The sequence below is a fragment of the Thermogemmatispora aurantia genome (genome assembly GCF_008974285.1).
In the GTDB taxonomy this organism is placed as follows: Bacteria; Chloroflexota; Ktedonobacteria; order Ktedonobacterales; family Ktedonobacteraceae; genus Thermogemmatispora; species Thermogemmatispora aurantia.
Genome location: NZ_BKZV01000004.1, coordinates 305,606 through 331,251, shown reverse-complemented (window position 1 = coordinate 331,251; position 25,646 = coordinate 305,606). Strand labels below are relative to the sequence as shown.

The 25,646-nt window shown below is 62.5% G+C and carries 18 protein-coding genes; 8 read left to right on the top strand and 10 right to left on the bottom strand.

Annotation, left to right across the window (positions count from 1 at the left end):
• Positions 1–93 precede the first annotated feature (93 nt).
• Entirely contained in the window at positions 94–1,206 is a 1,113-nt protein-coding gene (locus KTAU_RS13870; RefSeq protein ID WP_151728945.1) for a LacI family DNA-binding transcriptional regulator, read from the bottom strand.
• Positions 1,207–1,445: 239 nt separating this feature from the next.
• On the opposite strand from KTAU_RS13870, the gene KTAU_RS13865 reads away from it, so the two are divergent.
• The 8 genes from KTAU_RS13865 (at position 1,446) to druD (ending at position 12,290) form a co-directional block, all read left to right on the top strand.
• The gene (locus tag KTAU_RS13865; RefSeq protein ID WP_151728944.1) at positions 1,446–2,717 is read left to right on the top strand and encodes a glycoside hydrolase 5 family protein; all 1,272 of its coding nucleotides are present in this window, start codon (positions 1,446–1,448) and stop codon (positions 2,715–2,717) included.
• A 436-nt stretch (positions 2,718–3,153) separates the two neighbouring features.
• The gene (locus tag KTAU_RS13860) at positions 3,154–4,056 is read left to right on the top strand and encodes a NotI family restriction endonuclease (protein ID WP_151728943.1); all 903 of its coding nucleotides are present in this window, start codon (positions 3,154–3,156) and stop codon (positions 4,054–4,056) included.
• Positions 4,057–5,052, top strand: a complete 996-nt coding sequence (locus KTAU_RS13855; protein WP_228026465.1) for a DNA adenine methylase — start codon at positions 4,057–4,059, stop codon at positions 5,050–5,052.
• Positions 5,053–5,834: 782 nt separating this feature from the next.
• Positions 5,835–5,975 (top strand): hypothetical protein, encoded by a 141-nt coding sequence (locus tag KTAU_RS21610; protein ID WP_170293292.1) that lies wholly within the window; start codon positions 5,835–5,837, stop codon positions 5,973–5,975.
• 19 nt (positions 5,976–5,994) lie between these two features.
• A complete protein-coding gene (gene cutA / locus KTAU_RS13850; RefSeq protein ID WP_228026464.1) occupies positions 5,995–6,336 on the top strand; it encodes a divalent-cation tolerance protein CutA in 342 nt (113 codons plus the stop codon).
• 544 nt (positions 6,337–6,880) lie between these two features.
• Complete coding sequence (locus tag KTAU_RS13845) at positions 6,881–8,809, top strand: hypothetical protein (RefSeq protein ID WP_151728941.1); 1,929 nt, start codon at positions 6,881–6,883, stop codon at positions 8,807–8,809.
• 162 nt (positions 8,810–8,971) lie between these two features.
• On the top strand, positions 8,972–11,176 hold the full coding sequence (locus tag KTAU_RS13840) for a hypothetical protein (protein WP_151728940.1): 2,205 nt from the start codon (positions 8,972–8,974) through the stop codon (positions 11,174–11,176).
• Between the two features lie 4 nt (positions 11,177–11,180).
• Positions 11,181–12,290, top strand: a complete 1,110-nt coding sequence (druD, locus tag KTAU_RS13835; RefSeq protein WP_151728939.1) for a Druantia-type antiviral defence protein DruD — start codon at positions 11,181–11,183, stop codon at positions 12,288–12,290.
• A 94-nt stretch (positions 12,291–12,384) separates the two neighbouring features.
• Here the strand turns inward: druD and KTAU_RS13830 are convergent, their stop codons facing one another.
• From KTAU_RS13830 to KTAU_RS13790, 9 genes are all read right to left on the bottom strand, one after another.
• Positions 12,385–14,094 carry an NAD(P)/FAD-dependent oxidoreductase gene (locus KTAU_RS13830; protein WP_151728938.1) on the bottom strand — a complete coding sequence of 570 codons (1,710 nt, stop codon included), beginning with the start codon at positions 14,092–14,094 and terminating at the stop codon, positions 12,385–12,387.
• Positions 14,095–14,112: 18 nt separating this feature from the next.
• Positions 14,113–15,924, bottom strand: a complete 1,812-nt coding sequence (locus tag KTAU_RS13825) for a YCF48-related protein (RefSeq protein WP_228026482.1) — start codon at positions 15,922–15,924, stop codon at positions 14,113–14,115.
• 190 nt (positions 15,925–16,114) lie between these two features.
• The gene (locus tag KTAU_RS13820; protein ID WP_151728936.1) at positions 16,115–17,800 is read right to left on the bottom strand and encodes a TCP-1/cpn60 chaperonin family protein; all 1,686 of its coding nucleotides are present in this window, start codon (positions 17,798–17,800) and stop codon (positions 16,115–16,117) included.
• Positions 17,797–18,516 carry a hypothetical protein gene (locus KTAU_RS13815; RefSeq protein ID WP_151728935.1) on the bottom strand — a complete coding sequence of 240 codons (720 nt, stop codon included), beginning with the start codon at positions 18,514–18,516 and terminating at the stop codon, positions 17,797–17,799. The genes KTAU_RS13820 and KTAU_RS13815 overlap by 4 nt, the downstream gene beginning before the upstream one ends.
• A 229-nt stretch (positions 18,517–18,745) precedes the next feature.
• Entirely contained in the window at positions 18,746–19,780 is a 1,035-nt protein-coding gene (locus tag KTAU_RS13810; RefSeq protein ID WP_228026481.1) for a carbohydrate ABC transporter permease, read from the bottom strand.
• Positions 19,781–19,836: 56 nt separating this feature from the next.
• On the bottom strand, positions 19,837–20,778 hold the full coding sequence (locus KTAU_RS13805) for a carbohydrate ABC transporter permease (RefSeq protein ID WP_170293291.1): 942 nt from the start codon (positions 20,776–20,778) through the stop codon (positions 19,837–19,839).
• A gap of 394 nt (positions 20,779–21,172) precedes the next feature.
• Complete coding sequence (locus tag KTAU_RS13800) at positions 21,173–22,867, bottom strand: ABC transporter substrate-binding protein (RefSeq protein WP_170293290.1); 1,695 nt, start codon at positions 22,865–22,867, stop codon at positions 21,173–21,175.
• Positions 22,868–23,207: 340 nt separating this feature from the next.
• Positions 23,208–24,350 (bottom strand): ABC transporter ATP-binding protein, encoded by a 1,143-nt coding sequence (locus KTAU_RS13795; RefSeq protein ID WP_151728931.1) that lies wholly within the window; start codon positions 24,348–24,350, stop codon positions 23,208–23,210.
• Positions 24,347–25,615: an ABC transporter ATP-binding protein gene (locus KTAU_RS13790; protein ID WP_151728930.1), complete on the bottom strand. Its 1,269-nt coding sequence runs from the start codon at positions 25,613–25,615 to the stop codon at positions 24,347–24,349. The genes KTAU_RS13795 and KTAU_RS13790 overlap by 4 nt, the downstream gene beginning before the upstream one ends.
• Between the last annotated feature and the right edge of the window lie 31 nt (positions 25,616–25,646).

Below are 25,646 nucleotides of genomic sequence, written 5' to 3'. Positions count from 1 at the left end.
TCCGCATCGGCCAGAAGAGGGGTGGCGGGCAGCATCCCTGCTCAGGGACGAGCCACAGCGCTTCCTTCCCAGCCTGCTGGAAGCGAGCCAGGTTCAGTGGCGAGCAGAGGCAGGAGGAGCACAAGCTGACTCGCGTTTCACCAGCTCTACATCTAGCATAGAGACCACGTGCACGGGGTCGGGATGACTGATCAAGGCAAGCAGCCGCCGCAAGGCCACGGCGCCAAGAGCCTCCTTATTGACGCGCACCGTCGTCAGAGCTGGCGTCAGGTGCTCTACCATATCGATGTCATCGAAGCCCACTAAAGAGATATCTTCGGGCAGACGTAGCCCGGCCTCGCGCAGGGCCTTCATGGCTCCTACAGCCATCTCATCGTTGGCGCAGAAAATCGCGCTGAACTGCTCGCCGCGCTCCAGCAGCCGCTTGCAGGCCAGATAGCCCCCTTCCATCGACAAGCCACCATCCTCGTACAGTTCCGGCACAATGGGCAGGCCAGCCTCCAGCAGGGCCAGACGATACCCCTGAGCACGGCGCTCAATCGTGTAGACGCGATTTCTCGGCGGTCGCTGCCCATGCTGCTCTGCTTCCTGGCCTGTCTTCTCCACAAAAGGACCACCCATGAAGGCGATGCGGCGATGGCCCAGACTGATCAGATATTCAACGGCCTGGCGCGCGCCATCCAGGTTATTCCCCAAGACGGCATCGGTCTGGGGGACGTAATTGTCTACGAGGACCAGCGGCGTGCCTGCCTGCTGGATGGTCCGCACGGTGACGGCCTCCGCCGGACCGACCAGCAAGATGCCCCCGAGACGCATGTCATAGATAGTGGTCAGCAGGCGATCGGGGTCCTCCTGGATCTCGCTAATGGCGCGATAGGTCACTTTGACATTGGCCCGCCGCGCCTCGCTCTCGACACCGTGCAGGATGTGCGACCAGAATGGATTGGTGGGAACAGTGGTCTTGGGCAGAAAGGAGCAGAAGAGAAAGCCGATCTCTCTGACAATGCGCCCTTCAACAGGTGGTCGCTCTTCGTCTCCTACTCCCTGCCTCACCCCGCCAAAGTAGCCGAGTCGCGAGGCCGCGCGTAGCACGCGCTGGCGCGTCTCTTCGGTAACGTTACCGTGATTGTTGAGGACTCGCGAAACGGTGCCGACTGAGACTCCCGCCTCCCTCGCGATGTCTCTCAAGGTGACAGTGTTTGCCAACGCCGATTCCTCCAAGGCTGCGAAACGTTCACGAAAAAGATAACATTAACATTGATCTCTGTCAATCTTAAGGCCGGCTCGCAGCCAGCAGAACAATGCTCAACCATTAGAAGGAGCACCTATTGACAGATTGGTCGGTAAGATGGTACCATTCTTCCGTGTAACGGTTCATTGAAAAATTTGCATTGTTCATTGAACCATCTGGAGCGCAGCCACTCATCCAGGAAGGAGCAGAGCATATGCAGGATGCACATGCTGAGACCCCGCGACCACAAGCGAGCAGGAGAGCTTTTCTGGGAGCTATAGCCGCCGCTGGTCTGAGCTTCTGGGCGGCGGGTACGGGCTTGGGTGCGGGAACGGCTTTTGCGCGCCCCAGTGCCGATGCGGCATCATCCCCTCGTTTCACGGCGGCCAGCCTGCGGCAGCAACGCAACAGTTTCGTGAGCCGGCGCGGGCCTTTCTTCATTCTAGACGGCCAGCCTTTCTATTTCGCTGGCACCAACAACTATTATATGCATTATCAATCTCACTTTATGATTGACGACGTCCTCAAGGATGTCGTCGCTATGGGCCTGCCGGTCTTACGTATCTGGGGTTTTCTCGACGGGCAGCCGCACAATGGCTTTGTCATGCAGCCTGAGCCGGGCGTCTATCCTGAAGACGGCTACGAGCGTTTCGACTACACGGTCTGGCGTGCGGGCCAGCTTGGTATCAAGCTGGTGGTCCCTCTGGTCAACAACTGGGACGACTTCGGCGGCATGGACCAGTACGTGGCCTGGTTTGGGGCCAGCGGTCATGACGACTTCTACACCAATCCCCAGATCAAGGCTGCCTACAAAGCCTATGTGCGTCACTTCATTCACCGCGTGAACCGTTACACAGGCAAACCGCTCTATCTCGATCCGACCATCATGACCTGGGAGCTGGCTAACGAGCCGCGCTGTCAGTCGGACCCCAGCGGCCAGACCCTGACGGCCTGGGTTCATGAAATGAGCGCCTTCATCAAGAGTATGGATGGCCTCCATCTGGTGGCGGTCGGTGACGAAGGCTGGTACAACGAGCCAGACAACTCCGACTGGGCCTATAACGGCAGTCAGGGCGTGGACTGGAAGCGCCTGGTCGCTCTGCCCACGGTTGACTACGGGACGTTACACCTGTACCCGGACTACTGGGGCAAAGACAACGCCTGGTCATTACAGTGGATCGCCGATCATATTCGCGATGGTCATGCACTGGGCAAGCCGGTGGTTCTGGAAGAGTATGGCTGGCTGGACCTGGCAACGCGCGATGATATCTATCGCCAGTGGACCGACCAGGTCTATCAGTTGAACGGCAACGGTGATCAGTTCTGGATTCTGACGGGCCTGCAGGATGATGGCACGCTCTATCCCAACTACGACGGTTTCCGCGTGACGTATCCGAGCAGTACGGCCACGGTGATCGCCCAACATGAGGCCCAGATGCGGGCTAAATCCGAGCGGCCTGCGCGTGGCCCCCGGGCTCGTGCCTAGCCTGGCGAACGCGGGAGAGCGCGAACAATGGAAAGGAAACAGGAGCCGAGCGAGGGCGTGACTGACTGGAGCCGCTAAACAGACCGCTACTACTACACTCACACCCTCACGCCCTGGGTTTCCTGCTTGTTGTGACACAGGACTGCCTGGATCGCCCGGTCCAGGCAGTCACTTTTTGTCACTCTCTAGAGCGTACGGTCTCCCCTCCTTTCCTGCCCGGTCAGCCAGGCCTCTTCCAACCTGAGCAGCAAGAGAAGAATGGGCCTCCAAGGGAGCTAGTGGATAGTGGGAATCTCTTGACAAAGCAGGGAAAATAGAGCTGGTTGAGCTACGTCGCCAGTCAGCTCACCTGCATGATCGTGGCACAGGTGTGGACAGGCGTGGAAGAGAGTTACTGTTCAGAATCTCTTCCTTGTTCTGGAGGAAGCACAAAATTATGGCATCGATACCCCGACATCCCCTGGCAGAAGTCTTCGGCTTCCCCACTACAAATTTTTCCGAAGAGGCGGAGCGCCACCGACAGCTCAGACTTTGCCCTTTCCACAACCATATTTCCAACTGTACAAAGGACAAAGCCGAACAGCCTCTCGGCGTCTGCAGCGTTTTCGAAGGGAATAACATTGTCATTACCTGCCCCATACGCTTTCGAGAAAACTGGCTAGTCATCAGAGATGCTGCCAGGTTCTTTTTTCCCCCTGGAACAAAGTGGACAGCGCTTGCAGAGGTCCGCCTGAACGATCGTTTCGGAAAGTCAGCAGGCAACCTCGACTTTGTCCTCATTGCATATGATGACCTGGGCAAGATTATTGATTTCGGTGCCCTGGAAGTGCAGGCTGTTTATATTTCTGGCAACGTCCGCGCCCCTTTTGAAGAGTATATGAGTGCTCCTAAGCAACGGGCCAATATGGATTGGTCAAGGCAGCGCTTTTATCCCCGACCCGATTATCTTTCGTCTTCACGCAAACGCTTAGCTCCACAGTTATTGTATAAAGGGGCGATTCTCTCAGCCTGGAGAAAAAAGATGGCAGTCGCTGTTGACAGTAGCTTTTTCACTACACTACCCCAAATGGAAGAAATTGATCGCCATAGCGCCGAAATTGCATGGTTGATATACAGTATCCAGTATAACGATAAGGAAAATAGATACCATCTTAGACTTGCAAAAACTGTTTACACTGGCTTCCAAGCTGCTCTGACCAAAATTATTACAGCGGAACCAGGTGATCAAAATGAATTTTTGCAGTTACTACAAACGCGACTCGATGCTCAGCGAGGAAGTGAGAACACCTCGAGAAGCTTTCCTCAAATTTCAGAGCTTCCTGAGTGGGAGGAGGATTGAGTGGGTTCAAAAGAACAAGCATTTTCTCTGATGGCTCCGCTCTTTGGCGATGGCGAAATGGCAAGCCATGCCAGCGGTACTGCCCCCCTTCAAGGAAAGGATTTCCCAGAGCCTGTTAATGTAGCCAGCGTGCCCCAGCGCAGTCCCTTTCGCTATCCGGGCGGCAAGACCTGGCTCGTCCCTTACATACGCCGCTGGCTCTCCGCCAAGGGCAGAGCGAGCCGCGGCTTGTCACCAGCCCGTCCGACTGTGCTACTAGAACCCTTCGCTGGCGGCGGCAGCGTCAGTCTGACCGCCGTCGCTGAGGGACTGGTAGAGCAGGCCCTGATGGTAGAGCTGGACGAGGACGTGGCCGCCGTCTGGCAGACTCTCTTGCAAGAGGAGCCATGCGCCCAGCTACTACAGCTCCTCCAATCCTTTGAGCTGACACCCGCAGAAGTAGAGGACTGGCTCACACGCCCGCGCCAGACCCTTTCTCTCGCCGAGCATGCCTTTCAGACCTTGCTTCGCAACCGCGTCAGCCACGGCGGTATTCTGGCCCCCGGCGCCGGTCTTCTCAAGCATGGCGAAGATGGACGCGGCCTACGCTCGCGCTGGTATCCAGCAACCTTGCGGCGGCGCATCGAGGAGATCGCCCGCCTGAGTCCACGCCTTGCGTTCATCCACGGCGATGGCCTGGAGCAGCTCCGCCAGTATCAGGGACGCCATGATGTAGTCAGCTTTATTGATCCCCCCTACACACTCACCGGCAAAAAGGCCGGGCGCCGGCTCTACCGCTACTCTGAGCTGGATCACGAGGCGCTGTTTGCGCTGGTGAGCTGCCTCGCGGGCGATTTTCTGGTCACGTACGACGACACACCAGAGGTACGCGCACTGGCCAGACGCTACAGCCTGACTCTGGCCGCCGTGCCTATGCGTACAACCCATCACACGCAGCTGATGGAGCTGCTCATCGGGCGTGACCTGCGCTGGTTGGAGACATCAGGGCTATCGTAGAGAGCAGGGTCTTGTCTCTGCCATTGGCTTGCTTTCTCGGAGGAGAGACAAGACCCTGCTCTGCGCGCTTCTCCTGAGAGCCAAGCAGTCACATTATTACCATACGCTTTCCTCTCAGCCAGGGAGGCAGAGAAGGCCCCTTAGCTTCCTCTTCTCTCCAGTCCTATAGCTCTATCTCCCCGCTTTGCGTCGATCTAGGGCTTTCGATAGGAGAGGGACGGACGCGCCAGCCAGACACCCATGATCAGCCCACACAGCAGACAGAGCAGGGCAATCGTACAGAGCAACCAGACATCTAGTGTCACCATGTGCAACCTCCTGCTTATATATTGACATTTAATATGCTCAGCACATAATTTATATACAAGGTGGTCGCACCTCGCTCTAAGCATAGCACACCCCTGGCACGCCAGGAACCGCCAGCAAGGAGCCAGCACAGGAGCAGCAACGGGGCCAGGAGCATACAGGGCAGGGGCCAACAGGGGGCCAGCCAGATTCCTCCATCTTCTGCACGAAATACCCTTGAAAGGTGGTCTCTCTCTGAGTAAACTGAAAGTGAGAGCAGCGATGAGCGACGGGGCCAGAGAAGCACCTTCACCTAAGAAGGCCAATCAGCTGCTCAGGCGCGCGAGCTGCGCAGCTGGCAGGCCATTGAGCTGAGTCTTGCCACACCCTCGATCTCAGAGCGCGCCAGCAACGAGTCCATCATTTATCAGGCCGATGCCGCTCGCCTGATCGGTGAGCTGGACCTCTTCGCCCGCTACGTACGCCAGGGGGCCGAGTTGGCCCTGACGCTACACAGCCAGAAACGCTATAATGAGGTGCTCGAAGTCTTTCAGCGGGCGCCGCGCTCCTGGCAGCACAAGCCACAGATCCAGTGGCTGGCCCGTGATTTCTTCAAGCCGTTGCCTAGCCCAGAGTGAAGGAAGGATCATGCAGACAATGGCAGAGTTTCTTGAGGTGCGCACAACGATCGATTCGGAGGAGGGCGCACGCCGGATCGCCCAGCAGCTCGTCGAGCAGCGCCTGGCCGCCTGTGTGCAGATCTCCGGTCCTATCCACAGCGTCTACTGGTGGCAGGGAGCAATCGAGCAGGCCCAGGAATGGCTCTGTAGCGCCAAGACGCGCGCCGATCTCTACAGCGCTGTCGAGCAGGCCATCCGGGCAGCCCATTCTTACGAGGAGCCGGAGATTATCGCTCTGCCGCTCGCCGCTGGCAGCGAGGGCTATCTGCGCTGGCTGACGGCTGAGACGACTCGCCCTACGAGCGACAGGCCACAGTGAGACAGCGCTGGCTGGCCGCTGGCCAGCGCTGAGTAGACAGTTGGACAGGAGGGGAACAGGCTCCGCTCCTGTCCGCCGCTTTGCCGGCATGGCGTGACTTGATGGAAAGCCAAGCAAGGATCGCCGGCAAAAACAACTCCCCCGTTGATCCTCTCTTCATGAGATCAGACTGATTGGCACATCCTGCCAGCTTCTCATCAGCCAGTCAATCATTGGACCATCGGCCTACCAGCACCAGCCATGCTGACCGACCCTTGTAGAAAAGGGAAGCGCTTCAGCAAGGGTTTTGCAGCGAAGAGAAGAGTGTTTCTCTTGATTGCGATCCTTTCTTTGGAGTATAGTAACTCTCATCGATGGGGCTGCGCCGGAGAAGGCAGGCGCCTGTGATCACCGGGGACTCATCTCCCAAAGTCGGTTTTGTCGCCAGGGCCAGAGCAGACCGCCGTACCCTCTTCCCGGCTGAGCAACATCCAGCGGCTGGGGTCCTGTCTCTCCTTCTGGTAAGCAGTCAGCATCAGGATAGCAGGCCCCTGGGGGAAGGCCGATGGCCAAGCTTTTTCAGACGAAGGACGGGAGCCACTACTATATTGTCGCGGGCAAGAGCCAGGGCACCTTTCAGATAACGCCAGAGGGCCTTTCGCGGCTGGCCAAGTGGGGTATTCAGCCCCCTCGCCCCGGTAGACAGAGCGATAAGGGCGTTTCTCTTTCGCTGGGGACATTTCGCAAGCTACGAGATCTCGGCTGTCTCTACATAAAAGGCTTCTCGCGCCCGCCCGTGGCCAGTCCACCAGGCAGTCCCACGCAGGACGATGACGACGACGAGCGCAGCGAAGGTCAGGAAGAGATCCCCGCCGGGCTTCCTCTGCTGCTGATGGTGGCAACAGACGACCACAAGGAGCGCTGGCAGCTCGCTCTTGATCTCTCTGCCCTGGGTGAGGAGACGTGGCAGGAGCTGCAGCAGCTCGCTGGCCCGGCGGCTGACGCTCGTCTGCTGGCTGGCTCGCCAGAGCTAACCAGGGGGCGATCACTCAGGGAGCTGGCATTTTCACCCCTGCTACCGGTGCCTCCACAGGACAGCGCATATGAGCTTTGCTGTCAGCTCGCCGATGGGTGCCATCGCCTGCAGACAGTCCCCCCAACACCCGGTCTCGCAGCCGACTGGCAGGGAACACTCTTTTGTGAGGACGAGGAGGAAGATGAGAAGCTGCCCCGGCGCCTGCGCCGCGGCGAGAGCGTGAGGCTCTATCGTGGGAGGCGCCTCTACTGGCTGGTGCGCAGCGAGCTTACTGTTGAGCAGGGACTGCTTGAGGACTGGCCAGGTCTGCAGCGTCAGATCGGCCCACCTTGCTCCGACTGGCAGTTATGGGAACTGGAGCTGACTTCTTCGACCCTGGCCACGAAGGACGCTGAGGCCCGGCTTGAGCGCTGGCTGAACTACAGCGAACTGAAGGGGCAGCAGTCGAGCTGGTCGCTGCTGCTGCTCAGTCCGCCCCTGCTGCTCCCGAAGGAGAGACCACCCGTGCTGGGATCGCGCTCGCAAGTGCTTGTGGGCTGCAGACCACCCACCGACTTGCTCTCCTCTCAGTCTGGACGCGCTGGCGCCCTGACCCTGGATCTGCGTCTTAGACACGAGGGTGGGGGTCCGCCTGTGGAGCAACGGTTTTTGCTGCCCACGGAGACCAGCATGGTTTACGTGGCCCTGGACGGTCTGGCGCCAGGGAGCTATCAGCTCTGGCAGGAGAGGCAGTCGGGTCGCCTGACCTTCGCTCTTGATCCTTGCGCCGTGGAGGCCGGGACCGATCTCTTGCCGCCGGAATGGCTGGCAGGCTTGCGCTGCACAGCGGTGACCCAGGGTGGTGCCCGGCAGGAGTTCACCGCGTTCAGCCCGACGGCAGAGGCGGCAGCGGGAGCCACGGAGCCAGGCCGCCTGGTGCTGAAGAGCGCAGAGGAGGGGGCCACACTGGTATGGGAACTGGCCCCGCCGGGCCTGCCGGTCAGCGTCTCCTGGCGCTGGTGCACTGCAGAGGCCCCCTGGCCCTGGCACCAGGATCGTGCTTTCTCCCCAGTGACCACAGGCGAGAAGCTGACAGACCTCTGGCGACAGCAGATCTGGCCAGCGCTCGCCAGGGCCAGCCAGGCCCGCTTGGTCCTCGACGGGGGGGCCCTGGGCTGCCTGGAGATCTCTCTAGAGCCTGCCCCCAGACCGGTCGCTGCACCACTACGGCTCAGTACTGCCCAACGCGCGCAGTTGTTCTGGCTGGGCCATTGTCTCACCACCCTGCCAGCGGCTGAGCTTGCCCATACGCCAGGGCTTCCGGCTGCTCTGCAGCAGCAGTTGCGCTCTCTGGAGCAGACTGCCCGCCAGGATGATCCGCCGCTGGCCCTGGCGCTGCGGCGCCTCCTGACCTCGCATCTGCCTCCCTGGGTAGTGAACCGCCTCATAGCACTCTTCTCGGGGAAGCTGATACCATAGAGCGAGTGCCATAGTCAGTGTTCTGTACGCTCCCCCTGTCCCTATGGAAAGGTCTCGGCCATGTCGGATACAGAAAGATACTATTGGATCGGAATTATTAGGAAAGACGATATAAAGGAAAATTTAGCTTTTATAACACCTCTTGCATTTTTAGATAATGAAATGAAGGTCTGGGAACCATTAGTCTGGGAGGCTCGCAAACACTTCTTCCCCAACGCCGGTAAGGTCGCCTGGCCACGTGGGCCGAGTGGATGGAGACCCGAGCTGCTCTACAGCTTTCGCGTTGAACCGGCCCAGGGCCGCGAGGACCTCAAAGACTCTCCGACCTACGCCTATTACCGTATTGCTGGTTCCCCCTGGCCTTCGCCCGAGGGACTGGCTCAAGTCCTCGACTGGAGCACGATCCCACGGGAGCGGCTCCTTGCCAGACTGAGCGAACCTTTTATCAGGCCATGCTATACGAAAACCATCTATATCCAGCATGGGCGCCAGCTCTATGGGCCCATCCAGCTAGACGGCGAGCGGCTGCGTCCTCTCGCCTACAGCGACGGCTTTACGGAGCAAACACTGCATGTCGGCGTCTGCGAGCTTCCCGACGATGAGCAGGCGATTCTTATCTTCCCGCTTGACAACGGCGAGGAGCTGCGCCTCCTGACAATCGAGCCAGCCGTCTCCGAGCAGCTAGACTGGTCTCCTCCAGGTGTCATTATCAAGCAGGTGCTCACGGCCTATCACAAGCAGCCCCTGGTCAAAGATCTCGACGTGGACCAGGTGAGGCGCGTGCTCAAGGCGCTGAAGCATGCCTTCAGCACCCAGTCACCAGCCACCAATCTGCCATTGCTGCCAGATACCCTCACACGTGCCCAAGCCCTATTGCAAGCTGGCGAGCAGGTCATCAAGGACTGGGAAGAGTTCAGCGACTTTCTGCAACAGCTCCCCGCTGTCCGGCAGCAGCTCGCCGCCATCCGCGAAGCAGCTCACCAGCAAGCCTATCAGGAGGCTCAGGAACAGACTCGCCAGGAGATGGCCGACTTCCGCCGCCAGCAGGAGGAGGCCATCGCTCGCGAGCTTGAGGCCCGCTTTGCTGAGCAGCGCCAGCAGCTCGCCGAGGGTCAGAGGCAGCTTGATACGCTGGAACAATCTCTTAAAGAAGCCTCCGATGAGCTTGAACTATATGAAGAGGAAATAATCAATAAAAAGAAAGAGATAGAAGCACAAAAGCTTTTGCTTCAGAAAGAAAAGGCCCAGCTTCAAGCCTTCGAAGCCCACTTCCGACAGCGTCTGGAAGAGCTACGACAGCAACCGCTAGCAGCGCTGAGCCAGGTGCTTGCGAATCACTGGCTCCTGGTGGCCAGCGCCGGTAGAGACAGCAGTAGAGACACCGGTAGAGACATGGGTACTGGCATAGATACAGGCGCCGCCCACTATCACAGCACCGAGCAGCTCTGGCCAGAGCTGGCCAAGGGCGGGCCGAACGAGTTCATTACTGATGCTTCTACCCTGCTTCATCTGGCAACCATCCGTCAGGCGGCCTGTCCAAACGGCATCAAGCCGGAAGCTGTGCGCCTCTGTATCATTGCCCTCCTGGCGGGCCTCATTCCCACGCTCAGCGGACCTTACGCCCTCGCCACACTGGAAGCCCTTAGCCTGGTGCTCAGCGCCGGACGCCTCTGCCGGGTCCCCATCCCGCTGACAGCAACGCAGCCGCTCGACCTCTTTGGCCAGCTCAGGGCCACAGAGCGCCTTTTCCTCCCTGCCAGCTCCCTGGCCGATACCGTACTGTGGGCCGCTGACCATCCCAAGCAACTGGCCGTCGTCGTTCTCGAAGGGCTGGACCGCCTTCCCGGCGCCCCAGTCTATCTACCGCTTCTACAGCAATACATCTTCATGCAGCTTCTCCCCGCATCAACGCCGATACCGGTGCCACTCTTCCATCCCCAGGCGCTCCCTCCTGGCAATCCCTACCGCTCTCTGGCGACCTTCCGCTGGCCACCCAACCTGCTGCTGACCGCGACCTGCGATGACGACCTGCACAGCCTGCCACTACCCAAGATCACCCGGGGTTGGCTGGTCCACCTCAACCCCAGTCAGCTCGCGCTAAGCCTCGATCGGCAGCAGCCCAATGGTCATCAGGAGCGGAGCGAGATAGCCGCTGAGGACTGGCACCGCTGGCGTCTCACCGTCAACCAGGCGCACGTAAGCCCAGCCAGCAACGAGACGAGCGCCAGCGCGTTTTCCGCCATCATAGATCAGCTCAAGCAGACTGCCCGCTGCTTCGATTGCTCCTTCAACAATGAGAAGCTCCTGAACAAGGCGGCCTATGATCCCAGCGCAGAGGCTGCTGCTTCCCTGGAGGAGGTGGACTAAGGCCATGACCATCACCATCGCGCTGCTCCAGGGCGAACAGGCCAGATACTTTGTCACCTCCTCGCTGCTGGGAACTGTCCAGGCTGCTCCGGAGACACTGCAGGCCGAGGCCGTACGCGCGGTCCTCTGGGCCTTGTACCGGGGAGGCGCCAACTCCCTGAGCAGCGACTCCGCCGTCTCAACCCGCACGCTGCTCCATCACACGCGCCACCTGCTGCTACCCTTCGCCCGGCAGTTACCAGCCTCCTCCAACGGCGCTACAACAACGACGACAGAACAGATCAATCGCCAGTTTCTGGAGCGCCTCGCCGAGCAAGGCGATCTGCTCCCAATCAATCGCGCGGGGTCGCACTGGCTACCGGCCCCCCCGCGCCTTATTCCACTGGGCAGCCGCTATCTGCTCGCCGGTGGCCTCCCTCTGCACGCGCTACCCGGGACGCTCCAGAAGCAGATCACCCTGCGCACCACCCTGCGCCTGCTCCCGCTCACCACAGACAAGGACTGGCCCTACGGCTACCAGAGCCTGACGAGCTGGCTCGGCCCTCAGCCACCCAGCCTGCGCGAGCTGCAGAACGCCTTTCAGCAAGCCCAGCTTATCCCCGTTGACCAAGGAGCGCGAGAGAGCACACCATCTCAAGCGCAAGTCTATCTGCCCCATGCCCCCGGTTCCCAGGAAGAGCGCTGGCAGCCTCTGACACGCGTCACCAGGCTGTCAGCGGGGCGCTACCTATTGCGCAGACCAGACCGCTGGCAGCCTGGATGCTTCCACTACAGCATTGCGTGGCTGAATCAGGGGCGGATTCTGCAGGAATCTCAGCCTGGAGAGAATCAGGACATTGCCCGCCTCTGCTACGCCCTCGATCAGGCCGCCGGCAGACAGGCAATAGCCCGCTGGTATGGCCAGGCCGGCAGCGAGACGCTGGCCCTGCATCTCGAAAGCCGCCTGCCCCGACGCGAGTACCGCCTGTTGCTGGCCCTGAGCGAGTGCCTCACTACCGAGCGCAGCGCCCCACTCCGCTATCGCTGGCAGGGCATCGCCGTCGAAGATAGGCCCCGCATCGAGGAGACACTGCGGCCCCTGGGCCTGACCTTTGCAGAACATCTCAACCGCTGAGTCGAGACCAGTCGCCAGCGCCCGCCAGCGCCCGCCAGACCTACCTCAGCGCCCCGGCTTCCAGAGTCAGGGAAGCAAGCCCAGTCAGAAAGCCCTAGGCCAGGACGCCAATCATCTCTAGCTGCACCAGCAGCTCAAGACCCGAACGCAACGGCAAGCGCTCCGTCTGCGGCAGGGCCTGCAGCGCCTTCGCCGTCTCCTCCAGGTGAGCCAGGGTATGGGCACCGTCGAAGAGAGAGAGCAGCACCTCCTCACCAGGGTGCAGGTCCAGATAGCGCCCCGTCTGTCGATTAAGCACACGCCGCGTCTGGCGCACCGCTCCCTGGTAGTAGTAGAGGCCATCGCACAGCTCGGCCTCCTTGAGACGTAGCGGGCGCCCGGCATACTGGGCGACCAGCTCCTCGCGGCTGTAGGGCGCTCCAAAGAGGCCATTGACCAACTGCTGCGCCTCATGCAAAGGATAGCTGCCAAAGAGGCTCAGCGACTCCGCTCGCGTCGCATAGCCCGAGGCCAGGCGCGTAAAAGCCTGGCGATCCGAGAGGTTCAGCTCGCTGCCGCTGCGCGCCAGAATGCGCCGCGCCTGCCAGAACCAGCTTTCCAGCGAGAAGTTATTGCTATACCAAAACGCCGCCATATCGCGGTAGGCTTGCAAATAGGTGCGATAGGTCTGGGCATAAAACTCCCAATAGCGGCGAACCTCCTCATCGCTGCCAGCCGCAAAGCTCGACACCAGGGTATAAGCCGCTTTCTGCCCCAGCTCATGGGCCAGCATCACGCCCGAGGAGAGGATCGGATCGACAAAGCCCGCCGCGTCGCCGACCATCGCCCAGCCGCGCCCGCTGATCTGGCGACTGCGGTATGACCAGTCCTGAATAGCACAGACCAGGCGCCGCTGATCGGCAGCGATGCGCGTCAGGTGTGCCTCCTTGAGGAGATCGCGCACCTCGGCGCAGGTCTGCAGCTCCTCCAGATAGAGCTGCTCCGGCCCCGCGGGCAGCTGTTTGAGCGTCTGGCGATGGGTCACAAAGCCAACGCTCATGACATCGCGCCTCAAGGGAATATACCAGATCCAGCCGCGCGGCGTCGTGATAATGCAGATGCGCGTTAGCTCGGGATAGCCCGTATACTCATAGAGCCACTTCGCTCCCTGCCAGTAGGCAAAGAGGGCATAGTTGTTCATCTGCCCATCATACTCGCGCAGCTTGAGGGCATGGCCAAGCAGGGCCTGCTGCCCGCTGCAATCGAGAACCCAATCGCAGAAGACCGTCTGTGGGCCACGCTCATCGACAAACTCGACGCCGATGGCCCGCGGCTCCCGCCCGTCCTGGCCCTCAGCGGGCAGCGGCGCCAGCGGCTCGCGATCCCAGAGCACGCGCGTCACACGCGCCCGCTGGCGCACCTCGACCCCCAGGCTGGCGGCATGGCGTAGTAACAGCTCGTCATACTCCGCGCGCCGCACCTGCCAGGCTCGCGTGTAGAGCCGCGGCAGGCGCTTGCCCTGAGCCACGAGCTGCGAGATCAGCTCATCGAACTCGAAGCCCCACGGCTCGCGGCTCTGTCCCCAAATAAAGGTCGCTCCCAGTTTCTCCAGGAAGCCCGCGTTGGCCACCTGCTCATACGCCCCCATCTCCTCCAAGACCGGCGAGGCCCCCGCCAGCAGCGACTCCCCCACATGGTGGCGGGGAAAAGCCTCTTTTTCAAGCAACAGTAGACGCAACTGCGGCGCATAGCGGCGGGTCAGGGCCGCCACCGTGCTGCCCGCGGGCCCGCCGCCGATAATGACAACATCGTAGCGCCTGGTCATCGTGAGTGCCTCCTTTCCCTAGAGGCGACGCAGACAAAGCACCCCTCCGCTGAGCAGGGCCACCAGCCGTGTTGACGTACAGGCAATATCGGCAATGCGCACCAGTGGCAGCCCCTCATGCTGAGCCTGCCAGCTCTGGCCCAGATCATCCGAGCGGAAGATGCCGCCGCCCGCCAACACGAAGAGCAAGCGCTGGCCGGCCCGCTCGCAAGAGACCACCCGGCGAATGCCGCCGCCGCCGTGGCCAACCGGACTGCGGCGCCAGTTGCCGTCGGGTCCCGCCAGCAGCAGGATATTGCCGATCCCCAGCGCCAGCGGCTCAGAGCAGCTGGCCACCAGCGGCCAGTTGGTATCGGCCTCCAGTCCGCGTATCCAGTTGCTCCCATCATCGGTTGAATACCAGAGGCAGACATGATACTGCCGCGGATCGTAGGTTGCCGCCACCAGATGCTCAGGGGTCGCCTGCAGGGCCGCCAGCAGCGTCACCCCAAACGGAGGCGTCAACTGGCGCCAGCTTGCTCCATCGTCGGCGCTGTGCCAGAGACGGCGGCCATCGCCGCTGGCCACCCAGATATGACGATTTGGAGCGCTACCGGCCCAGGTGATCAGCGTATTGCCCTCCAGCGGCTCCGTCAGCAAGAGCTGATGCTCACCGCTAGCTGGCCAGAGGCGTAGCAGGCCCTCGGGTCCCGCCAACAGCAGCGTTTCGTCGTCGATCACCGCGCACCCCGTCAGCGGCAAGGTCAGCCCTTGCAGGCGCTGCCATTCCGCCGTCTCGCCCGCCTCGTCCTCTGTCAGCCTGGCCTGCAGCGGGGCCGTATGTGTCCCCACCAGCCACAGACGCTCACCCTGGGGCTGCAGATGCAGCAGATCATGCAGCGGCGGCGCTGGAAGAGCGCGCCAACTGTGACCATCGTCGTCGCTGACCAGCACCCCCTCAGCAGTGCCCGCATAGAGCCGGCCCTGGCCCCGGCCCTGGCGACAGATATGCACCATCCGTCCGTCGACCGTCTGCCAGCTCCTGCCGCCATCGGTCGAGCGCAGCAGGCCGCGCTGCGTTCCCAGCAAGAGCGTGCCAGCCTCCGTCGTGAAGAGCGAGAGAGGATGGACCCCTTCCAGGTCCACTGCCGCCTGCAGGGATTGCCAGCGCTCGCCTTCGGCATCAGCCTGCAGCAGGGTGCCATCCTCCAGTACCGCCAGCACTTCCCCACCCGGCAGGCGCGTCAAGACCTCGACCGCTCCCTCGCTGCTCTCCAGGACCCGCCGCCAGCCGCGGCCACCGTCGCGCGAGCGATAGATCCCCTCATCGGTGGCCGCCAGGACCGCCAGCCGGTCCAGCCAGAGGAGATCGGTGATCTCCTGACTGTGCAGACCAAAGGAGACGTTGCGCCAGGTGCGCCCGCCATCGCTGCTGCGCAAGATGCCGTTGGCCAGCGTCCCGGCCAGCACGGTATTGTCGCTGCCAAACGTAGGCGAGGGCGCCAGGGCCGTCACCCCGACGCTTCCATCCTCGATCTCGGCGCGCTGCCAGCCGGCTCCGCCCGTGAGCGAATAGGCCAGGCCGCCATTGCCACCGGCCAGCAGCAGATTGCCATAGGCCCATAAGACCGTCACCGGCGCCGGCGGCAAGAGCACCGGCCCTGCTTCCCAGATGCCAGCCTCCTCCCCCTGCTCGCCAGGTACAGCCCGATAGCAGGCGATGCCTCCCAGACCACCAGCCCACAAGCGACCCGGAGCCGGGGCCAGAGCATAGATTGGCGTCGGCAAGGCTGGCACCACCAGCTCACGCCACGTCTGCTTGTCTGGCTCTGATCCGCTCCCTGTGGTCATGCTCAAAAGCAAACACCTCCTTCCTCATTGCTTACGGCACAGCTTCAGCTTCAGCGCCCAGCTCAGCAGGCGCCGCGCCGTCAGCCTCTTGTCATTATCGCAGAAAGCCGCAAGCGCGCCCGCTCCCTCACCGCTCAGCGGCCACAGAGTCACAGCCCAGGCCTTGCGGAGCAGCAGACCTGCTCTCAGCTCACCCGTGAAAAACCACCGCATCGGTCGTCACCAGCATCGTCGCCAGGCTGACTGCCGCTCGCAACGCCCCGCGTACAATGCTGCAACAGTCCAGGATGCCCCGCTCCCACATCGAGGCCACCTCACCACGCAGGGCATCAAAACCATAGTCAGCCCCCCGGCGACGCACCTCCTCCAACACCAGCGGTGGATGCATAGCACCATAATTGCGCACAATCTGCAAAAAAGGCTCCTGCAGCGCAGCTTCCAGCAGCGCTACCCCCTGACGCTCGTCAGCATCGGCACAGGAGGCCCGCATCGCCTGCAGCGCCGGCAGACAATTGAGGAGGGCCACGCCACCGCCAGGCACCAGGCCACCCTCATAGGCCGCCTCCAAGACGCGCAGCGCCTTCTCCGCCTGCTCCTTCCTCAGTTCCATCTCATGCTCGCTGATAGCCCCAATCTTGAGAATGCCAATTCCACCCGTCAGACGCGCCAGACGCAGGCGCAGAAACTCCCACTCGCTCTGTCTTCCGCGTGCGACCTCGCGCAGCTGAGCGCGCACGCCAGCCAGGCGTTGCTGAATATCACACGTATGCCCCTGGCCGCCAACGATGGTCACCCCCGTGGGCGTCAGAATCGCCTGCTGCGCGCGGCCAAGGTGCTCACGCCGCAGATGACGGCAAAGCGTACCAGTCAGCTCCGAGAGCACCGTACCACCGGTCAGGGCCGCCATATCGGCCAGATCATCGTGCACCAGGGTCGCGCCGCTGGAGAGCACCAGCAGGCCGAGCGTCACCAGGCCACGCACGTGGTTGGCCGTCAGCATGGTCAGGGCCGGCCCTCGAATGGCACGCGCGACCACCAGCAGAGGGGGCCGGCCTGGCTCGGCCAGCACCAGCTCCAGCATGGGCAGCACCTGCTCAACTTCGTGCAGTTCCTCATCGGCGAGGACAATCCAGGGCTGACGCAGGATTAGCCCAGCCTCCCCTTCCGGCAGGAGGGCACGCGCCGGAATGTAGCCATCCCACTTGCCACCGCGAATGTACTCGTGGTCGAGTCCCGGCCTGGGCAGTTCTTCAGTGACAATGGTCGAGCACGGCCCCAGCACCTCAAACATGCGCGCCAGCACCTCGCTCAGCTCAACATCGCCCGTCGCCCCCAAAACCAGGGCCTGCACCTCCTCACAGCTCCCCAACGGACGAGCCTGACTCTCCAGGGCCGCCTCCGCCGCCTCGACGGCCCGCTGCAGTCCACGCGCCAGGGCCGGTGGACTGGCTCCCGCCGCCAACCGGCGACAGGCCTCGTGTACCAGGGAGCGCACCATGACCGCCGCCAGCGCTACCCCATCGCCATAGCGCTCGTGTAGCTCCAGCGCCATCTTGCGCAACAACATCGCCCCCAGATTGTCGCTGCGACTGCGCAGGGCAATAACGCGCCGCGCAATGGTGCTGGCGTCGGCCAGGACCTCGCACTCGCTGCGGGTGCGTTCGTTGAGAACCAGGGTGCGCGCCGGTCCCAGGGTCAGGGCCAGGGGCCGGGCCAGCAGATCGATACCTCGCACCAGGAGGCGCAAGGCCCGCGGCAAGAGGATCAGAGAGGGCTGCTGCGCCACCCGCCGCAGCTCCGCTATCAGCCGTCGCGCCTCCGCCAGCCGATAGCCGGTCGTGACGTCACGCGGATTACGCGGCCTCATCGTCGTCATGGCACGCCTACCTTCAACTCACCGCGACGCGCTAGCAGCACCAGCGCCCGCCTCCATAGCAGAAGGGCCGCCAGCACCGGCGCAATCAGGAAGAAGCCGGCGACCGAGAGATAGCCTACGAGCATCACCGCCAGGGCCAGCAAGAGCGAGCCGGCGGTCGGCAACGGATAGCGCCAGGCCAGCCGCAGAGCCTGCCAGAGCAGCGACCAGGCTCCCTGCCCCGGCTCCGCCAGGAAGAGCGGCCCCCAGTAGACGGCACTGAAGCCCAGAATCAGCAGTAATAGACGCAACAGCACATCAAGCGGCAAGAGCTGGAGCGGACCTACCACAACGATCAGCAGACAGAGAAGGCCACAGAGGCCCGGCAGCGGCGCCAGCGTGCGCAGACTCGGCAGGAGTAAGCGGCCCAGTTCCTCGCGCACCGTCGCCAGGTCCAGCGGCTCCTGACGATTGAGGCGAGCAACGCCGCTGAAGAGCACGGCTGTCGCTGGCATCAGGGCCAGGGCGCTGTAGAGCACCAGGGGCAGGCGCAGCGCCAGCGGGAGCGCCGGCCAGGCCAGCGCCACTAAGGCCGGCACCAACTGTACGGCCCAGCCCACGTTGAGAGCCACCAGCCGCTCCAGCTGATCGCGCAACAGGGCGAAGGCGCCCCAGATCGGACGGCGCAGGGTCTCCTCGGGGAGGACATCGGCCTCGAACTCTTCAAAGAACGGCATCGTCTCTGTTCTCCCTGTGCCCGGAAAGCACAACAGAACCCAATAAATATGCCACAAATGCATTAAGATGCATGACAGCACCGGCACGGCGGGCAGGTATACAGACGCGCTGTCTGTCGCTCCTACCCGTCGTGTCCCGCGGTACCCGTTGATAGCGTCGGCCAGCCGGAAGCTCGCCAACGCCTGCCCAGACGAGTCGGCTGGCCACCCAGGCGAGACGGAAGCGGGCCTACTTCAGGCCCTGGATACGCACGCCGCGCAGTAGATACTCGCGGCAGAGAATGAACATCACAAAGATCGGAAAGGTCTGCAGGAGGGCCAGCACCATCAGGCCATTCCACGAGAGGCCCGCCGCCAGGGCCGAGCGCATGGCCGCCGACTGGCTCAGGGCCGTGGCACGGTCCATCACGCCCGAATTGATAAAATTGTTCATGACCGTGTATATGGCCAGCGCCGTCGGAGCCTTATCGTTGCTCTGAATCACCAACTGCGGCCACAAGAAGCTATCCCAGACCGCGTAGAACTGAATCCAGGCCACTACCGAATAGACTGGGATGCTCATCGGGAAGACAATGCGGCGGAAGATGTTGAACTCCGAGCCGCCATCGACGCGCGCCGCCTGCAGCACCGAGTCGGGGATCGTGTCGAAGTAGCCCTTGAAGATCAGGTAGTTGTAGGCATTGAAGATGCCCGGCACAATAATGGCCCAGGGCGTATCATAGAGCGAGAGCGTCGGAAAAGGCTGATCGGTGCCCGGCAGATTGGGAACGGAGGCCCCCGGCAGAGCGAAAGGGAAATTGAGCGTCAGGAAGAGCATCGGTATCAGCAGCACCGCCAGCGGAATCATCAGGGTGCCGATAAAGAAGAGGAAGGCCCAGCGTGCGCGCCGTCCACGCAGCAGTTTACTGGTAGCGTAGGCGGCCATCGAGGTCACCGGAAGCGAGATCAGCAGGGTCACGGAGGTCATGAAGAACGAGTTCCAGAAATAGACCCAGAACGGTTCTCCTGCCGATCCGGCTAGCAAAGCCCCGGCACCGCTGTTCTCGGCCCACTGGATCACCAGCTTCCAGGCCGCCAGCGTGGGATGGAGCGGCCAGAGCACCGGCGTCGTCGATAGCGTGTCCTGCGCCGGCGTGATCGAGGTCACGATCATGATATAGAACGGCACCAGGTGGGTCAGGACGCCCAGGGACAACAGGATCACCATCAGCCACCAGCCCAGCCTTAGCAAGGGCTGCTTTCTGCCAACCTTTGGGAAAAGCATAGACACAACAAACACACTCCTTCTGCTACCTGACTGACTTGCGCGTTCGTGCCCGGTCAGGCATCCGGGTCCTCCTTGAAGAAGGTGCGGAAGAGCACCACGATGGCAAAGATCACCAGAAAGAGATAGATCGAGAGCGCTGTTGCATCGGCGTAGCGCTGGTTCTGGATATAGGAGAAGAGGTAGAGCATGACCGTGCGACTGGCCCCCTCGGGCTGGCCGCCCGTGAGAATCTGCGGCCAGGTATAGTCTTGCAACCCCTGGATGATGCCGTAAACCAGCATGACAGCGATCACTGGACGCAGGCGCGGCAGCGAGACGGTCCAGATCTTGCGCCAGAAGCCGGCCCCCTCGATCTCCGCCGCCTCAAAGTAGGAGCGCGGGATGCCCTGCAGAGCCGCCATATAGGCCAGGCCGGCGACGCCCGGCCCCGCCACGACCACCGCCGGGAAGACCAGCCAGAAGAGCACCTGATGGGGATCGTTGAGAAATGGCTGGTGCGGCAGATGGAGGATCTCGGTGGCAATGTACTCCAGCAGACCGTACTGCTCATTGTAGAGATAGCGCCACAGGATGCTGTTGGCGATGACGCTGATCGGCAGGAACCAGAGGATCATCATCCAGCGCATCAGGCGGGGCGGCAGCTCCATCAGGAAGATGGCAATCAGCAATGGGAAGATGAAAGTCAGGGCTACCAGCATGCTGCCGTAGAAGAAGGTGACGCGAAAGGCTTGCCCAACCAGGGGATCGTTCCAGACCCGAAGGTAGCTCTCCAGTCCGGTAAAATGGCTGGGCAGCATCGGCTGGGCGTCGGTGAAGCTGATTAGAAAGGCCATCAGCAGCGGATACCAGCCCCAGACAAGCTGAAAGAGGGCCGCCGGTAACAGAAAGAGCCAGGTCTCTAGCCGACTGCGTCGCCGCAGACGCTGAGCCTGGGCCGGCTGCTCCGCTTCGCTCGCTCTCGCTGGAACCGCTACTTCGGTGAGCGGCTCAGACATTGCTCTCGTACTTCCTTCCATAGAGGGCCACTTGCTTCCATTTCTATTACCCTCACCAACCCGACCGGCTTGTGCGCTGCGCCTGGGTCTGAATACGGACCGGGCCGTGCCCGATCCAGAAGGGCGCCCGCCGCTGCACCAGCTTCGCCAGGGCGGTATCTTCCCTGGCCAGAAGGGCGTCGGGGGACCGCAGGGCGCCAGGAGGGCGGGGCGGACTGGCAGAGGGACGGACAGCCAGGCAGTCAGACCGTCAGTCCGCCCGCCGGCCAGGACTGGCCAGGGCTGGCGGGTCCGTCGGGGCCCGGCTCGCCAGCCCTGCCAGCCAGTACAGCGACACTGGCCCTGCGCAGGAGGCCGGGGAGGGTACGTCTGCTTCGGTAGGAGACAGCCAGGCTCAGCCTCCCAGAGCCGGCAGAACCTTCTGCAGATACCAGGGGTGGAAGAGTTCCGCCGAGTAGAGCGGGGCGTACCTGGCCCAGAAGGCGTCCAGGTCGGCAAAGAACTTCTTCGCACTGGCAATGAAGGTATCCTTCGACACGCTGGAGGACAGCGAGGCGAACTGCGCGTTCTGGACGTTCTGCAGCTTCATGAGCACCGCCGGGATGCTGTCCTGGGTGTAGGCCAGGCCAGAGTTGGCATCGTTCCAGGCGTCGCCCGTCGGACCCGGATTCTGCTCCGCCGGGAAGTAGAGGCCAGGGTCGGGGAGCTGCGGGATGGCGGCGGCGGCGTTGACGGCCTGCATCGTCAGCTTGCCCCAGGCCTGTTCAGCCGTGCCATTGATGCCATAGTTGATCTGCAGCTTCGACATCGGCGGAACCTCCAGGAAGACATCCTTGAGGTCATGAGTGACCTTGTAGATCTCCTGGCGCTGCTTGACCAGCTCTTCGCCGATGATAAACTGCACCAGGAAGTCGAAGGCTTTGGCCAGGGCCGGCTTGTTGCGCTGCAGATGGGGATCGATGGAGCCGATGGCTGAGCCGGCCTGCGTGGCTCCGAAGGAGCCGAGGTAGCCGATGGGGTGCGAGATCCAGCCGACGACCTCCTCAAAGGGCTTACCCACTTTGACGGCAATGTTGATGGCGCTCGTCGGGTCGGTCACCGGGCGCGTGAAGAAGCCCGTATTGTTGGCCATCATGGCCACGTCGCCACGGGCAAAGGCCTGGGCCACGTCGCTGTCGCCGGTCGAGAGCGAGGAGGTAATCGATTTGTCCGTGAAGTACATGCCGCGCCAGTTCTCGACGACCTGCTCGTATTGGCTCAGCCAGGGCGTGAGGTTGTAGCGCCAGGGCCAGGCGTTGGAGGGCGTCGGCTCCAGGCCCAGGGCTCCGTAGCCGGTGGCGCCAGAGTTGAGGCCATTGGCCTGCAGGCTCTGGTCGAAGACGTAGAACTGGAGGGCCGCCCCTTTCATGCTGGCACTGGTCAGGGCTTTGGCCAGTTTGCGGAAGTCGCTCCAGGTCCAGCCCGGCGTCGGCTCAACCAGCCCGTTCTGCTGGATCAGGTCACGGCGGAAATACATGCCGTCGCCGGCTCCATAGCCGCCTGGGGTGCCGTAGTAGCGCCCGTTGACCTTCCAGCTACGGTAGACGGGCAGGTAAATATCGGTGAGCTGGCTCTCCAGCTTGGTGCTGACCACCAGGTCGGTGACGTCTGCCGCCAGGCCACGCGCAAAGGCACTGCGCACTACGTTGTTGATGAAGGAGCCAAGGATGTTGCCTTCAAACCAGGTTGGGGCCGTGCCGGCAGCGATGGCCTGGGTGACTGCGGACTGACTCCAGATGTTGGTGTCGGTGTGCTTAATCTTGACGCCGGGATTCTTTTTGAGCCAGTCGGCCAGGGCGTCAGCGTAGGCTTTGAGGGTGATGTTGCCTTTCTGCTGATCAGCGGTGGGCATGGAATCGCCCGGCCAGCCATTGGTCAGAAACGTGACGTTGACCACGGTGTTGGAGCTGCTCCCTCCACAGGCGGCCAGTAAGGCCCCGCCCGCCAGGGCCACGCTCCCCGCAGCCGCGGCGCGCAGAAGCTGCCGGCGCGTCAGGGTCCCCTCAGACGCGAGCAGCGGCTCTAGAAGGGTGCGCGTCTCGTCATCCATGATGTCATCTCCTTCTTTGGATGCTGTTGAATGGTCTGGGTCCATCCTGTCGTCCTGCATCTGAAGCCCTTTGCTTTGTCTCGTCCCTGTCAGTCTGGCCTCCGTTACGTAACGCGCTGCCTGTCTGTTTGTTTGCCTGCGTTCGTCCTTCCAGTACTCTGCTCGCCTGCCGTCGACGCCGCCTGTCTTAGCTGTACATCAGTTCAACCGCGTGTGCGGAGAAGCGTTGCTCCGCTCAATATTGGCCCCAACTCAAGTTTCAGTTTTGGGATCGCTCCCATAAATCTAGTGCTAGTGTACCTGACAAAAGGATAACTGTCAAGCTCGCTACGGCATAACTCTACTCAGTTTGCAGAGCCTGCTCGGAGTGCGGATCGAATAGCACCAGACGCTGTGGATCAAGGCCAATCTGCAGCTCCGTCCCCTCTTCCGGCAGATCGGTCAGCTCCTCCGGCTCCGGCCAGACTGCCACCAGGTGCGGGGCTGGTCCCTGGCCTGTCGCCAGCTCCAGGGTGACCTCGACTTCACCGATCAGGGCTTCGACCGTCAGGGCGCGCGCCGGGCAGCGACAGAGCGAGGCCGTCGTCTCGGCCTGCTCCAGCTCCCAGGGCGGCACGATCTCGCGCGGGCGCAGGCCGACGGTGATCCGCGGCTCCTGGCGCGCAGCCAGCACGCTTTGCCAGGCGGCAGGGAGTGGGAGGCGTAGCTCACCAAGCTGGCAGAGATAGCGCCCCTCTTCGCTGACAATTGCTCCTTCCAGCAGGTTCATCGGCGGGTTACCCAGGAAGCGGGCCACGAAGAGATTGGCGGGATGTTCCAGCAGCTCGTTGGGGCTGCCGACCTGTTGCAGGCGTCCCGCGGCTATGATGGCCAGGCGATCGGCCAGGGCCAGGGCCTCGCTCTGGTCGTGGGTGACGTACAGGCTGGGTACGCCGCGCAGGCGGTGCACGGCCAGGACGTCACGTCGCGCCTGATGGCGCAGGCGCGCGTCGAGGTTGGCCAGCGGCTCATCGTAGAGAAAGACGTTGGCGTCGCGGGCCAGGATGCGGGCCAGGGCCACGCGCTGCTGCTCGCCGCCGCTCAAGGTGTCGATGCCACGGCGCAGCAAGGGGGTGAGCTGCAGCTTCTCGGCGGCTTCCAGGACGCGGCGCCGGATTTCGTCCCGCGGCAGGCGCTGGTTCTCCAGGCCATAGGCAATGTTGCCGTAGACGTCCATGCTCGGGTAGAGGCCGTAGTCTTGAAAGACCATGCCGACGTTGCGCTGGCGCGGGCTGAGGCGAGTGATGTCTTCGCCCCCTAGCAGGACGCGCCCTTCGTCGGGCTGCTCCAGGCCACAGATGATGCGCAGGACGGTGGTCTTGCCACTGCCCGATGGCCCGAGCAGGACGAAGAATTCGCCGTCTTCGATGCGAAAGCTGACGTGGTCGACAATGCTGCGCCCGTCATAGCGCTTGACGAGATCTTGTACTTCGAGTGTGCTCACGCTTGCTCTTCCCTCTGTGTGCTGGCTTCGCTCGTCTCTCGCTCGCTCGCCGGCTGCTCCGCCTGCCCGTTCGCTGGCCCTCCTGACGGGCTGACCGTCACCCTGACGGGCCGGTCACCGGGGGCAACGGGACCGTGGAGCAGAGCTTGCCCATCTTCGGGGTCAAAGAGATGGATCTTGCGCAGGTTGACGGCCAGCGGCACGTCGCGCCCGAGGTAGCTGCCGGGCAGGCGCGCTTTGAGGGTGGCCACGAAGTCGCGCGGCGTCGGCTCCAGCGTACTCAGGTAGACGGTGCAGCCGCTGACGGTCGGTTCGATGACGTTGACCAGGCCGCGAATGGTGCTGTCTTCGCTGACGGCGAAGTCGGCGCGGCGCGGTGGCTGCAGGTGCTCAGGCCGGATGCCCAGGTTGAGACGCCGGCCCGTGTAGGGAGCAATGCGCGCCTGAAATTCTTCGGGCACGGGCAGGCGAAAGGCCGGATGGACCAGGCGCAGGCCCCCGTCCCGGTCGGGACGTACCTCAACCTCGAAGAGGTTGATGCCCGGCGAGCCGATGAAGAAGGCGACGAACTGGTTGCAGGGCCGCTCGTAGAGGTCCAGGCCGCTGCCGACCTGCTGTAGCTTGCCGTCGCGCATGACGGCAATGCGGTCGCCAAGGGCCATCGCCTCGGCCTGATCGTGGGTGACGTAGACCGCCGGCTGCCCTTTCTGGCGGTGCAGGGTCAGGATGTCTTCGCGCGCCTGGTGACGAAGCTGGGCGTCAAGGTTGGCCAGCGGCTCATCGTAGAGATAGAGGGCGGCGTCGCGCACCAGTGCCCGCGCCAGGGCGACGCGCTGCCGCTCGCCACCACTGAGTTGACGTGGCTTGCGCCTCAGCAGGTGCTCGATGCGGAAGAGACGGGCCGCGTTCGCCACACGCTCGCGGATCAGGTCGCGGGGCGCATGGCGAGCACGCAGGCCGTAGGCGATATTCTCGAAGACGGTCAGGTGCGGGAAGATAGCGTAGTCTTGAAAGACCAGGGCGACGTTGCGGTCACGCGGGCGGATGTCGTTGACCAGACGCTCGCCGAAGTAGATGCGCCCGTCGCTGACCGGCTCCAGTCCGGCCAGCAGGCGCAGGGTGGTGGTTTTGCCACAGCCGGAGGGGCCGACGAGGACGAAGAGTTCTCCCGGCTGGATGTGCAGGTTGAGGTCATCGACGACGGCCCGCTCACCAAAGCGTTTGACGAGATGCTCGATGACGATGCCTCCGCTGGCCAGACCCATAGGCTTCTCCTTCTGCTGTTCCTCTCTATGT